This window comes from Protofrankia symbiont of Coriaria myrtifolia (assembly GCF_900634755.1).
GTDB lineage: Bacteria > Actinomycetota > Actinomycetes > Frankiales > Frankiaceae > Protofrankia > Protofrankia coriariae.
Genome location: NZ_CAAAFS010000103.1, coordinates 1 through 12,059, shown reverse-complemented (window position 1 = coordinate 12,059; position 12,059 = coordinate 1). Strand labels below are relative to the sequence as shown.

Genomic DNA, 12,059 nt, shown 5'->3' with positions numbered 1-12,059 from the left:
GCCAGGCCCGGCGGCGGCCATCCTGGGTCACCACCGCCGGGCCTGGCATCTGCCCGGGCCTGCCACCGGCATCACGGCTCGCCACGGAACGTCAGATCAGTGACGGCGACCGGGTGGATGGATCATGATACGGGGCGGGCCGGGCCCGCCGGAGACCAGCGGCCATCTACTGAAGGTAATGGCCACCTGACGCGAGGTCGCATGTCGTGAACCGGACAGGCCGTTCCCCAATGGCCTCTGGCAGGCCGCCCGACAGCAGGATCGATCATCGATATGATCTAGATCATGTATCGCTGCAGGTCAAAGCACTGTCACAGATCTTGGTTGAAAATTTTCAAGTAACCGGTCGCAACAACACAAACCTCTTTCGGTTACAGCCCCTGTGCCGTCGTATTCATCGACAGCTTCCTGCCAATGGGCAACCACCCTGGGCAGGTGGATGATGTCATCGGGTCAGCAACAACCCGCCCGTAATGCCGCTGACAGCGGGAAACCGTCATCAGGGGGTCGACATGCCCGTTCCCACGGATGTCCGGCTGAACGTCCGGATCCTGCTCGACACCGGCGGCTACCTGGTCGCGCACTATCGGTCCGACGTGTCCGCCTACCTCCTGCCCGGCGGCGACGTCGAGCCCGCCGAAGGGATCGCCTCGGCCGCGGCCCGCTACGTCCACGCCCTGACCGGCTCCCCGGCCGTCCCGACCGAGTTCGTCGGCTGCGTCGAGCACCACGGGCCGGACGCGGAGCACACGGTCACCGCGCTGTTCGCCGCCGACCTGCCCGACAGTGCCGCCGCCCCGGTCACCCATGCGGGCGCCGCGCTCGTCCCGCTGGCCCTGGAGGACTTCAACGAACGGTCGCTGACACCCGCCGCCGTCTCGGTCGCGGTGGTCCGCTGGCTGGAGGACCACTGGCCGGTGTGGCAGGGGCTGCCGGTGCACGAACCCGACGCGTGGTGGAACCATCTCAGCCAGTCCGTGCACGTGTTGCGGGCCCAGCTGCACGCCCGGCGGCACGAGCTCGACGACGCCGCGTTCCGGGACGCCGCGGTCGCCATCTGCGCGCTCGTCGCCGCCGCCGACGGCACGATCGACGCGCGGGAACGGGACGCCATGGCGCACATCGTCGCCACCGACCGGACGCTCAGCGCCTTCCCGCCCAACGAACTCGTCCACCTGTTCGACGCCCATGTGGACGCGCTGCGCGCGGACGCCGCCGGCGGCCGGGCCGCGGCGCTGCGCGAGATCGCCAAGGTGCGGGGCAACCGGGCGCGGGCCCGGTCGGTCGTGCAGTTCGGCGCGGTGATCGGACGCTCGGACGGCACGTTCGACCCCGCCGAGCGGGCCGTCGTCCAGGAAGCGATGGACATCCTCGGGCTCGACCCGTCCTCGCTGGCGGTCCAGCGGGTCAGGAGCACCCACGGATAGACCGCCTGGCCGCCGCCGCGGGAACCGGCAGCCAGGCCGAACCGGGGCCTGACACCGGAACCTGGCGCCGGAACCTGACACCGGAAAAAGGCCGAGCCGGGCGCTGCCCGCGGTGCCGTCCGGTGCTGTCAGACGCCGCCAGTACGCCGAAGGCCCGCCAGGAACCGGCCGCGGACACCTCGAAGACGCGACACCCACCGACCCAGCATCCCCCGAGCAGCAACATCACCGGAGCAGCCCCGAAGTACTCGAAGCAGCCGAATCAGCCGAACGTGGTCGATCCAGCCCGCCTTCACCCGTGAGGAAAGCCATGCTCGAGAACAACGACGCAACATCCCACCAGGCAGCCCGACCGTTACCGCGTCCCGGCAGGGACGCTTCCTGGGCCGTCGACCCGACGATCGCCGTGGACCCGACAGTCGCCGACCTGGAACGCCCTGCCGCCGCGGGCGGCCCGTACGGCCTGGGCGGGCCGGCCAGCGACGCCATCCCGGTACTGAGCGCCCGCATGCTCTTCATCTCCGGTGAGCGGGTACTCATCGCCAACCGGCGCGGGCGGTCCTGGTTCTACCTGCCGGGCGGGAACGTGGAGCCCGGCGAGAGTGTGGAGGCGGCGCTGCGCCGCACGATCCGGGAGAAGGCCGGGCTCGCGACCCACGCGCTGGACTTCGTCGGATGCGTGGAGCACACGTTCGTCGAATCCGGTCAGAGCTGGCACGAGATCAACGTCGTGTTCGCCGCGGCGCTGCCCGCGTTCGCGCAGATCGGCAGCCGGGAGGAGGCGATCGACATCAGTTCGGTCTCGGTGTCCACGCTCCACACGTTCGAGTTCCGGCCGACGTACCTGCGGACGGCCATCCTGCGTTGGCTGCGCACTCACCGGCCGTCCTGGTACGGCCCGGACGGGCTCCCCCGGACGACCGCCGGACCGCACTGAGAAAGCCGGGCCGAGTGCGTAACCACAACCGCCCCCACGGCCAGCACCGGACCGGAACCAGAGACGGGAAACCAGGGGCGGGGCGGGCCGGAAGCAGAAACAGGACAGAGCCACAACCGGGAGCGGAGGCCGAGGCCAAGGACAGGGGCCAGGGCCGAAAGGGGAATCAGGCGGGCAGAACCGCTTCGATCGCCTGGCGCAGCGCCGGGTCGTGCGGCTCCGTGCGCGGGCCGAAGCGGGCTGCGACCCTGCCGTCCGACGCGACCACGAACTTCTCGAAGTTCCAGGCGATGTCGCCGGTCCGCCCCTCCGCGTCGGCGGCCTGGGTCAGCTCGGCGTACACCGGGTCACGGCCTTCGCCGTTGACCTCGATCTTCGCACTCAGTGGGAACGTCACCCCGTAGGTCGTCGAGCAGAAGGTCGCGATCTCCTCCGCGGTGCCCGGCTCCTGCTTGCCGAACTGGTTGCTCGGAAAACCGATCACGGTGAATCCGCGGTCGGCGAGCTCCTCGTGCAGTTTCTCCAGGCCGGCGTACTGCGGGGTGAGGCCGCACCGGCTTGCCACGTTGACGACGAGCGCGGCACGTCCGTCCGCCAACGCACCAAAGGTCGTCTTCTCACCGGCAAGGGTCGTTACCGGTAGGTCACGCAGATCTGTCACGGTCCTGCCTTTCCTCGGATGCTGAAGGTTTCGCTGGGTTCTGTGATCCCGGTCACCCGGCGGCGGATTACCGGTGCACGTCATTTTCGGACGACATGACGTACCTCTGCGTGCAAGCCGGCCGCCGCCGGTTCTGTTCCGTACCGGCATGAAACGGCCTCCTGGCCAATCGGTGCCATCCCTCGCCCGACGGGGTAGGTAGAAGAAGATCCCATCACAGGATGTACGTTGTTCAGCATCCGTTATGAATTCCGATCTACTGTTGGCGCCATGACGCCCAGCCGGGCAGCTACCGCGACGGCAGCCCCCGCAAGGGCGACGGTCGACGGCAGCGCCGTCGCCACCGCACAGCCAGCAGCTATCTCACCACGGCAGGTCCCACGTCCGCTGCTGCCAGGCCTGCCTGATGAGCAGATGGTGAGCACGCTCGCACTTTCCGGAATGCTGCGCCCCCGTCTGCGGATGGGCTGGCTGCGCCATCCCTGGACGCTGGTCGTGGTCGCCCTCGCCGTTCCGACGGCCGTCATGCTGGTCATGCGGTTCCGGACAGAGGTCGGGGCAAGACTGTCGAGCGTCCCCGTGCCGACCTGGCCGTGGCTGATGGCGTGCGGGCTTGCCTCGTCCTGCTTCTTCCTGGCCAACGGTCTGGCCCTGCGGGCGGCCAGTGGGCTGCCCCTGCGGCTGCGCACGGCGGTGGCGGTGCAACTGGCCGCGGCGGCGGCCAACCGGGTGCTGCCGGCGGGCCTGGGCGCGATCGCCGTGAACATCCGCTATCTGGAACGTCAGAAGCTGACCTGCTCGGCCTGCCTGAGCGCGGTGGCCGCAGTCAAGATTGTTTTCGCCCTGGCCCACGTGGGCGGGATCGCGCTCACCGCCGCGCTGGTCGGCGGTTCGGGCACGCAGGACGCGGTGATCGCGCCCATCAGGTCGGTCACGGCGAGCGTCGGCTCCGGACCCGCCCTCGGCGGTGTCGCGCTGTGCCTGGTCGGCTGTGTCATGGCCGGCCTGCACCCCCGCATCCGCGGCCGGCTCGGGCCGGCGCTGCGCGGCGCGGGCCAGCATCTGGCGCTGCTCGCACGCTCCCCCCGGCGCACCGCCGTGCTGCTGCTGTCGGCCGCGGCCACCAAGGTGACACAGATCGTGGCGCTGGCCACCTGCGTCTGGGCGTTCGGCGGCTCCGTATCGCTACTGTCGGTAGCGACCATCTATCTGGTGGGCGCGGTGGTGGCCGGCGCGGTACCCACCGCGGGCAACATCGGCGCGCTCGAGCCCGCCCTCGCCATCGGCCTCACCGCCGCCGGCGGCGACGCCGTGTCCATGTTCGCGGCCGTCCTGGTGTACCGGCTGATCAGCTACTGGCTTCCTGTCCTCCCCGGCATCGCCGCCCTGACCGTCCTGCGCCGCCGCGGCATCCTGTAGACCGCTGCCCGCGCGGCACAGCTCTGCCCGGGAGGGCCGCCGGCCGGGCCGTCGGACGAGGCCCGGCCCGCGAGCAGGAAACGAGTAGGAAAAGGGCTTGTCAGCCGGTGCCGAGGCCCTTGGCGACGCGGGCGCCGAGGTCCGGGTCGACCTGGCGCCAGTACTCGACCACCCGGCGCTGGACCTCCGACGTGACGTCCTGGGACGCGTGGCCGACGATGTTCGAGACCAGATGCTCCCGATCGATATCGGACATCACGTCGCGGTACAGCGACCCGGCCTGGCCGAAGTCGTCGTCGTCGCGGCGCGGCGTGTACGCCGCCCGGACGAAGTCGCCGTCGGCCCGCCAGACCGCGTCCTCGCCGTACCGGGCCGTGTCCGCCCTGGGGCCGCCGTAGCTGTTCGGCGCGTACACCGGGTCGTGGGACGGCTGGTAGCGCATGGCGCCGTCCTTGTTGTAGGAGTGCACCGGCACCTTCGGACGGTTGATCGGTAGCTGCAGGTAGTTCGGGCCGATCCGGTAACGATGCGTGTCCGGGTAGGAGAACAGCCGGCCGAGCAGCATCTTGTCCGGGCTCGAGCCGATGCCGGGCACCAGGTTCGCCGGCTCGAACGCCGCCTGCTCGACCTCGGCGAAGTAGTCCTCGGGGTTGCGGTCGAGAACCATCCGCCCGATCGTGATCGGCGGGTAGTCCCCGTGCGGCCAGACCTTGGTCAGGTCGAACGGGTTGAACCGGTAGGTGGCGGCGTCCGCGAACGGCATGATCTGTACCTCCAGCCGCCAGGCCGGACGGTCGCCCCGCTGGATCGACGACGCCAGGTCCCGGAGGTGGAAGTCCGGGTCCACGGAGACGACCGCCTTCGCCTCGGCGTCGGTGAAGTTGTCGATGCCCTGCTCGGTCTTGAAGTGGTATTTCACCCAGAACCGCTCGTGCGCCTCGTTCACCCACATGAACGTGTGGCTGCCGTAACCGTTCATGTTCCGCCAGCTGCGCGGCGTCCCGCGGTCGCTCATCAGGATGAGCACCTGATGGGCAGACTCGGGGGACAACGTCCAGAAATCCCACTGCATGTTGTTGTCACGCAGATGGGTGTCGGACCGCCGCTTCTGGGAGTGGATGAAGTCGGAGAACTTGCTCGGGTCCCGAACGAAGAAGATCGGCGTGTTGTTGCCGACCAGGTCGTAGTTGCCGTCCTCGGTGTAGAACTTGATGGCGAAACCACGCGGATCACGAACCGTGTCGGCGCTGCCGAGCTCACCCGCGACGGTGGAGAACCGGATGAACACGTCGGTGCGCCTGCCCACCTCGGAAAGAAAGGCTGCCTTCGTGTACGGGGTGACGTCCGCGGTCACCTCGAAATAGCCGTGCGCACCGCCGCCCTTGGCGTGAACGACCCGTTCCGGCACCCGTTCCCGGTTGAACTGGGCCATCTTCTGGATCAGGTAGTGATCCTGGAGCAGCAACGGACCGTTCGGGCCGACAGACAGGGAGTGTTCGTCGCTCGGTGCCGGGATACCCGCGTCGGTCGTGGTTACAGGTGGTCGAGAGTCAGTCATCAAAAACTCACTCCTGTTGTCTTCTGTCGTCGCGTCCCGGCTGTCGGTGGGACGGGTCCCTGCCGACGGCCGGGCGGCTCGCGCCGGATTCGGACTCCCGGGGTCCTACCCGCCCGTGCCCGCCGGAAAGTCGACGGATGTCAGCTGTCGGTTCTCCCGGCGTGGCCGGGACATCAGCCGCGTGGCCGGGAGGTCAGCTCTCCCGCACGCTCGGAACGGCCCGCCGCGGCCGCGTCCCGGCAGGCGCGCTGCCGTCGGCACCGGCGTCGGCACCGGCGTCACCAGCGGTGTCGGCATCGGCGTTGGCCCTGGCTCCGGAGCCGCCCCCAACGTCGGCGATGGCCCTGGCCTGGCAGTCGGCGCAGATCCCCCAGAAGGTCACCTCGGCCTCGTCGATGACGAAACCATGGTCGTCCGACGGCGACAGGCACGGCCGCGCGCCGATCACGCAGTCGACGTCGTAGACGGCCGTGCACACCCGGCAGACGAGATGGTGATGGTTGTCACCGACCCGCAGTTCGAACCGGGCCGGATGGCCCGCCGGTTCGAACCGGCGCACCAGCCCGGCGGCGGCGAGCACGTCCAGGTTGTCGTACACGGCCTGCAGCGACAGCGAGCCGAGCCGGGCACGGGCGCCCTGAGCGATCGTCTCCACGCTCAGGTGCGCGCCTTCGGCCAGGGACGCGAGCACCGCCAGCCGAGGCGCGGTCACCCGCAGCCCGGCCGAGCGCAGTTGCCCGGCGGCGTCCTCACTGTTCACACCGGCCAGCCTTCGCCGCTGTCTGGAACAAGTCAAGTCTACGAATACGTCAAAGCCGGGTCCCCGAGCTGGACGGGCATTCCGTCGCCCACCGGTCGCCGGCTGGGTACAAGCGGCGAAAATCTCGGGCAACATGGGCGGCCGACCATCCATATATGGGATCCCACAAGCATGGACGGTACCGGTGAACAAAGCGGCGGGCGACGGCTCGTCGAAAGCACGGACGGCCGGAAACCCCCGGCCAGCAGACACCACGACGACAGCGGGAAGCGCGGGAACTCGGGCGGGCCGGCAACCCGGACGGCGCGGGAGAACGCGCTCGGGGCGGGCGGACACGAAGCACAGCGGTCCGCACAGAACGGCCGGCACGGAGAACCGGCCCAGAACAGTCGGCACAGCACGGCTTCAGGCCCGCACTGGCCGTCACCCGGCCGGTACGGTCGCTATCGGCAGAATATTGACAAAAACAGGCGAAAGTCCACTTTTCTAGCACTGGATGGCATTACGGAATTACAGCATTACGGCATACGGTGTGGGCGGGCGGACGGGCACTGCCCGACCCTCGCGGAATGCCGTAGAACGTCACAGAACGCGGGCACGGCGGCGCCTGCGGCGGCGAACGCTGACGAACAGCACCAGCACGCCGCTCCCGACGGCGGCCACCCTGTCCCACCGGACGACGCGCTGCACGACCGGACCCGTGTCAAGCCCGGCGGCCAGCTCACGCCTGTCGGCCGGCGTGCCGTAACCGTTGCCGGCGACGCTGGAGTCCGCGGTGATGGCGGGCAGGCCACCGAAGCCACTCGTGATCACCTTCTGGCGCAGCTCGGCGACCCTGCCTCTGATCTGCTCGCCGGTCCGCTCCGCGACCCTTCTGGGACTCACGAGCTCGGCGATGGCGTCCAAGGTGACCGCGAGCTCGGCGCGGGTATTCTCGATCTGCTGCTGAATCGCAGCCGGGTCCTGCGGCACCGATGTCGCCCTTTCCTCCACGCGCGATGACTGCCTGGGTATATCTGCTGGATCTTCACCGGCGCTTCCTGAACGTACCACGTCGGCTTCGCCGGACCGGCAACGCTGTCGTCAGCAGCACGGCGTTGTGGTCAATGGCGTTGTCGTCGACCCGAACAGAACGCCACCGTCGAGACCTCCTCCACATCCCAGGATGGCCGTTCAGGCGTACCAGAATATCCACCGGAACATGCCGGATATAACATGAATCACACCATATGACGACCATGAGCGACGACATCGACGCCGGGAGACGCCGGGAGACGCCGGGAGACGCCGGGAGACGCCGGGATCTACGACAGGATCTACGACAGGATCTACGACAGGATCTACGACAGGATCTAATGACAATCGTGCCAGAAGGGCCGCCCGGACGCGCGGCAAAACAGCGGTCGAGCGGCCGAGCTCACCCGCGCCGGGCCACCGTCCCCACGCCATCGGAGATCGTTGCCGAAGAAGCCGGTCGCGTACCTTCGTAGACGGCTGTCCCGCGTCACCGAAGATCGCGACAGGGCTCGGCCGGGCAGCGGTCACGCCGGCACGCACGGGCGGATGCCAGCGGATGCCGGTGACTCACCGGTGACTCACCGCCGGGAGCACCCGCTCCAGGCGGCACCGGCACATGCGATTGTTCCACTGATGGCCCACGATGATGGCCCACGGCCCGGGCGTCCGACACGGCCGGAGGTGGAACCGAGCCGTGGGGCTTATCCGTCAGTCCACACAAGGAGCCGTCCGGCGGTAAGGGTACGGATCGAGGAGCGAGGCCCGGGTGCGTACATCGCAAGATGCAGGAGAAGCCGTCAGCGAAGCTGTCGGCGACGACGCCGACAGTACGGCGGGTGCCCGCCCTGGTACCGATCCGCCTGGCCGAGGATCCGGCGGGGGCCGTCCGCGTCATCCTGCCCGCCGCCGCCTGTTCGCGGTACCGCTGGTGATGGCGTTCGCGCTCGTCCTGGCCGGGTGTGCGTCCGGTACCGAGTCCGCGGTCACGATCGTGGACGACTCCGGGGCAACCAACGAACTGCGTGGCACGGCGCTCGCACAACCGGTCGACAAACCCGCGCTGAACCTGGTCGACACCGCCGGCGCCCCGCTCGACCTGCGTTCCCGGACAGCAGGGAAGGTCACCCTGCTGTTCTTCGGTTACACCAACTGCCCGGACGTCTGCCCGACGACGATGGCCGACATCGCGGCGGCCCTCGACACGGTGCCGGCATCCGTCCGGTCGCGGATCGCCACGGTGTTCGTCACCACCGACCCCGAGCGGGACACCGGCGAGGTGCTCAGCCGCTGGCTGAACCAGTTCGACCCGTCCTTCATCGGTGTGCGGGGCACCCTGGCACAGATACGCGCGCAGGCGGACGCGCTCGGCATCCCGCTGGAGGATCCGGTACGTCAACCCAACGGGATCTTCACCGTCACGCATGGCACACAGGTCATGGCCTTCACCACGGACGACCGGGCCAGGGTCGTCTACCTGGCGGGCACCCAGGTCGCCGACTACGCCCACGACCTCCCAATTCTGGTCAATACGGGAAAGACCACATGAAACAATGACGAATCAGCAGACAACGACCGGAAGGACGATCGCCGGGGCCGCTGCGGCCAGCTCACGGGTACCGCTGGTGCTGGCCACCGTCTCCACGCTTCTACGCCTCGGGCTGGCGGGGCTCTGGCTCGCCGCCGGCCTGGTCAAGATCGGCGACCCGCAGGGGATGGTGCGGTCGGTCCGGGCCTTCCGCATCCTGCCCGAGGGGCTCGTGCACCCGGTCGCCTACGCCGTCCCGTTCGTGGAGATCGCGCTCGGCCTGCTGCTGCTCGTCGGGCTGGCGGTGCAGGTGAGCGCCGCCGTCTCCACGCTGCTGCTCGCCGTCTACATCGCGGCGATCGCCTCGGCCGCCGCGCGGGGCCTGCGCATCGACTGCGGCTGCTTCTCCACCGGCGGGGACCTCACCGCCGGCGCGCCCACCCACTACACCGGGGAGATCATCCGGGACGGCCTGCTGCTCGCCGCGAGCGTCCTGGTGGTCTGCCTGCCAGCCGGTGCGCTCACCGTCGACCGCCTCCTCGAACGAGGCACGCGCCCACCGGCCGTCGAGGGGCCGCAGGCAGTGCGGCCATGATCGAAATATGCCGCCGCAGGCCCATGTCATCGAGCCGTCGCAGGACTTCGGAGAACTGATGAGTACCGCGTCCAGGAAGAGCAGGAAGAACCGGTCGGGCGGGAAGCGGGGCGGAAACCCGGCCGGGAGGCCGGCCGGCGCGCGGTCGGGTGGCTCCGCCGCGCAGCAGCCCGGGCCCACCCAGAACGACACAGGGCGGGACGAGGCCCAGGACGACACGAGGCAGGCCGGAAACGACGTCCGCCGGAACCGGAACGACACCCAGCGGGACGATCGCCGGCGGGAGAAGGCGGCCCAGGCCCGGGCCGCCGAAGCCGCCCGCGCGCGGAGGCGGCAACGGGCCATCATCGGATCGGTGGTCGTGGCCCTGCTCGCGGTGGCCGCGCTGATCGGCGTCGCCGTCCAGAGCAACCGGACGGAATCCGCGCCGGTGGTGCTGCCGGTGACCGCGACCGGCACCGACAACGGGATCGTCGTCGGCCGGGCGGACGCCCCCGTCGCCGTGGACTTCTACGAGGACTTCCAGTGCCCGGTCTGCCAGGAGCTGGAGAGCACGCTCGGCCCGAACATCCAGCAGATGATCAGTGACGGACGGATCAGGGCCGTCTATCACATGATGTCCTTCCTCGGGCCGGAGTCCGTCCGGGCTGCGAACGCCGCCGCGGCCGCCGCACAGGAAGGAAAATTCAAGGAATACCACGACGTTCTCTACGCCAACCAGCCGCCCGAGCACAGCGGCGGATATCAGAACGACGCGCTGACGGCATTCGGCGCCAGGATGGGCCTGACATCCCCGGCGTTCATCGAGGCGGTGCGTAACGGCACCTACAACGGCTATGTCGCGAAAGTCGAGGACGACGCGTCCAAACGCGGTGTGACCGGCACCCCGACCGTGCTCGTCAACGGCCGGCAACTGTCCCCGCAGGCTCTGACCCCTCAGGGCTTCACCGCCGCGGTGACCAGCGCCGCCGCTCCCGCACCGGCAGCCACCGGCTGACCGATCCTCGGGTGGCCACGATGCGGCAGATCGTGGCCACCCGAGGTGAGATAGCGACTATGAATGCCGCCCAGTGGGACCGCCGGCATGCCGGCACCGGCCTGCTGTGGACCGCCGAGCCGAACCAGGTCGTGATCGAACATCTCGCCGGGCTCACCCCGGGACGCGCCCTGGACCTCGCCTGCGGCGAGGGCCGCAACGCCGTCTGGCTCGCCACCCAGGGCTGGCGGGTCACCGGCGTGGACTTCTCCCAGGTCGCGATCCGCAAGGCACGTGAGCTCTCCCGCCGCTTCGACGTGACACCGGAGTGGATCCACGCCGACGTCATGGCCTGGACGCCGCGACCGGCGTCCTACGAGCTGATCACCATCTGCTACCTGCACCTGGCACCCGAGCAGCGGCGGGACGTGCTGCGCTGCGCGGCCGACGCGATCGTCCCGGGCGGGACGCTGCTGGTCATCGGGCACGACCGGGCGAACCTGCGGCACGGGAACGTCACCCCCGCCGACCCCGAGCTCCTGTTCGACGCCGACGAGCTGCTGACGGAGCTGGCCGCCGGCCCGCCTCTGCGGATCAGCCGGGCCGGCCGTGTTCGCAGCCCGCTGCGGACCGACAATCACAGACACCCGGCGGTCGACACCCTGCTGGTGGGGCGTCGACCCGGCCCGATGTCCACCCATCCGGCGCTCGTCGAGCCGGCGGCGGGGGCGGCGGGCGCGGGCGCGAACGCGAGCGCGAACGGTTCTGCCGCGCACGCCCTGTCACTGTCGGTGGGTGGCTTCATCGTCGTCCACCGGATGCCGACGGTGGCGGAGCTGCGCCGGCTGCGTACCGCCGGCGGTCTGCCCGACCCCGGCCCCGAGGCGGCGGAGGACGCCATCGACGGCAGCCTCGCCGGCCTGTGTGTGGAGGCCGCGGACGAGCCAGGCCGGGCGGTGGGCTGCGGCCGGATCGTCGGGGACGGCCGGACCTTCCTGGTCATCATGGACGTCGTGATCGACCCGATGGTGTACGCCGACGCCGACGCCGATGCGGACGTCGACCTGGCCATTCTGATCATAAACGAGCTGCGCAGATGGGCCGCCGGCCAGGTGGATCCGGCCGCGTTCGTGGGTGTGGCCACGCTCGCGGGCGTCGAGCCGCTGGGCAGCCCGCCCTGACAG

The 12,059-nt window shown here is 69.7% G+C and carries 11 protein-coding genes; 7 read left to right on the top strand and 4 right to left on the bottom strand.

The window, feature by feature from the left end; genetic code table 11:
• The first annotated feature begins 512 nt into the window (after positions 1 to 512).
• The gene (locus CM1CMNOD_RS05875) at positions 513 to 1,427 is read left to right on the top strand and encodes a TerB family tellurite resistance protein (RefSeq protein ID WP_013872761.1); all 915 of its coding nucleotides are present in this window, start codon (positions 513 to 515) and stop codon (positions 1,425 to 1,427) included.
• A gap of 310 nt (positions 1,428 to 1,737) precedes the next feature.
• Entirely contained in the window at positions 1,738 to 2,364 is a 627-nt protein-coding gene (locus CM1CMNOD_RS05870) for an NUDIX domain-containing protein (protein WP_013872760.1), read from the top strand.
• 166 nt (positions 2,365 to 2,530) lie between these two features.
• On the opposite strand, the gene CM1CMNOD_RS05865 is transcribed toward CM1CMNOD_RS05870, so the two are convergent.
• Positions 2,531 to 3,025: a glutathione peroxidase gene (locus tag CM1CMNOD_RS05865; protein WP_043603096.1), complete on the bottom strand. Its 495-nt coding sequence runs from the start codon at positions 3,023 to 3,025 to the stop codon at positions 2,531 to 2,533.
• A 414-nt stretch (positions 3,026 to 3,439) separates the two neighbouring features.
• On the opposite strand from CM1CMNOD_RS05865, the gene CM1CMNOD_RS05860 reads away from it, so the two are divergent.
• Positions 3,440 to 4,444 (top strand): lysylphosphatidylglycerol synthase transmembrane domain-containing protein, encoded by a 1,005-nt coding sequence (locus CM1CMNOD_RS05860; protein ID WP_165001634.1) that lies wholly within the window; start codon positions 3,440 to 3,442, stop codon positions 4,442 to 4,444.
• Positions 4,445 to 4,544: 100 nt separating this feature from the next.
• On the opposite strand, the gene CM1CMNOD_RS05855 is transcribed toward CM1CMNOD_RS05860, so the two are convergent.
• From CM1CMNOD_RS05855 to CM1CMNOD_RS05845, 3 genes are all read right to left on the bottom strand, one after another.
• Positions 4,545 to 6,002, bottom strand: a complete 1,458-nt coding sequence (locus CM1CMNOD_RS05855) for a catalase (RefSeq protein ID WP_013872757.1) — start codon at positions 6,000 to 6,002, stop codon at positions 4,545 to 4,547.
• Between the two features lie 193 nt (positions 6,003 to 6,195).
• Entirely contained in the window at positions 6,196 to 6,762 is a 567-nt protein-coding gene (locus tag CM1CMNOD_RS22840; RefSeq protein WP_013872756.1) for a Fur family transcriptional regulator, read from the bottom strand.
• A gap of 582 nt (positions 6,763 to 7,344) precedes the next feature.
• Complete coding sequence (locus CM1CMNOD_RS05845) at positions 7,345 to 7,734, bottom strand: DUF3618 domain-containing protein (protein WP_013872755.1); 390 nt, start codon at positions 7,732 to 7,734, stop codon at positions 7,345 to 7,347.
• A gap of 976 nt (positions 7,735 to 8,710) precedes the next feature.
• Here CM1CMNOD_RS05845 and CM1CMNOD_RS05840 point away from each other — a divergent pair.
• From CM1CMNOD_RS05840 to CM1CMNOD_RS05825, 4 genes are read left to right on the top strand one after another with little or no spacing between them, the layout of a single operon-like run.
• On the top strand, positions 8,711 to 9,325 hold the full coding sequence (locus tag CM1CMNOD_RS05840; RefSeq protein WP_013872753.1) for an SCO family protein: 615 nt from the start codon (positions 8,711 to 8,713) through the stop codon (positions 9,323 to 9,325).
• 4 nt (positions 9,326 to 9,329) lie between these two features.
• Positions 9,330 to 9,899 carry a MauE/DoxX family redox-associated membrane protein gene (locus CM1CMNOD_RS05835; protein ID WP_013872752.1) on the top strand — a complete coding sequence of 190 codons (570 nt, stop codon included), beginning with the start codon at positions 9,330 to 9,332 and terminating at the stop codon, positions 9,897 to 9,899.
• Positions 9,900 to 9,906: 7 nt separating this feature from the next.
• A complete protein-coding gene (locus CM1CMNOD_RS05830) occupies positions 9,907 to 10,896 on the top strand; it encodes a DsbA family protein (RefSeq protein WP_013872751.1) in 990 nt (329 codons plus the stop codon).
• A 20-nt stretch (positions 10,897 to 10,916) separates the two neighbouring features.
• Complete coding sequence (locus CM1CMNOD_RS05825; RefSeq protein ID WP_013872750.1) at positions 10,917 to 12,056, top strand: class I SAM-dependent methyltransferase; 1,140 nt, start codon at positions 10,917 to 10,919, stop codon at positions 12,054 to 12,056.
• Positions 12,057 to 12,059: the final 3 nt, after the last annotated feature.

Excerpts from the sequence above, each read along its gene's own strand:
- CM1CMNOD_RS05825 (WP_013872750.1), top strand. The coding sequence starts at position 10,917 with ATGCGGCAGATCGTGGCCACCCGAGGTGAGATAGCGACTATGAATGCC.
- CM1CMNOD_RS05835 (WP_013872752.1), top strand. The coding sequence starts at position 9,330 with ATGACGAATCAGCAGACAACGACCGGAAGGACGATCGCCGGGGCCGCT.
- CM1CMNOD_RS05840 (WP_013872753.1), top strand. The coding sequence starts at position 8,711 with ATGGCGTTCGCGCTCGTCCTGGCCGGGTGTGCGTCCGGTACCGAGTCC.
- CM1CMNOD_RS05870 (WP_013872760.1), top strand. The coding sequence starts at position 1,738 with ATGCTCGAGAACAACGACGCAACATCCCACCAGGCAGCCCGACCGTTA.
- CM1CMNOD_RS05855 (WP_013872757.1), bottom strand. The coding sequence starts at position 6,002 with ATGACTGACTCTCGACCACCTGTAACCACGACCGACGCGGGTATCCCG.
- CM1CMNOD_RS05830 (WP_013872751.1), top strand. The coding sequence starts at position 9,907 with ATGCCGCCGCAGGCCCATGTCATCGAGCCGTCGCAGGACTTCGGAGAA.
- CM1CMNOD_RS05875 (WP_013872761.1), top strand. The coding sequence starts at position 513 with ATGCCCGTTCCCACGGATGTCCGGCTGAACGTCCGGATCCTGCTCGAC.
- CM1CMNOD_RS05860 (WP_165001634.1), top strand. The coding sequence starts at position 3,440 with ATGGTGAGCACGCTCGCACTTTCCGGAATGCTGCGCCCCCGTCTGCGG.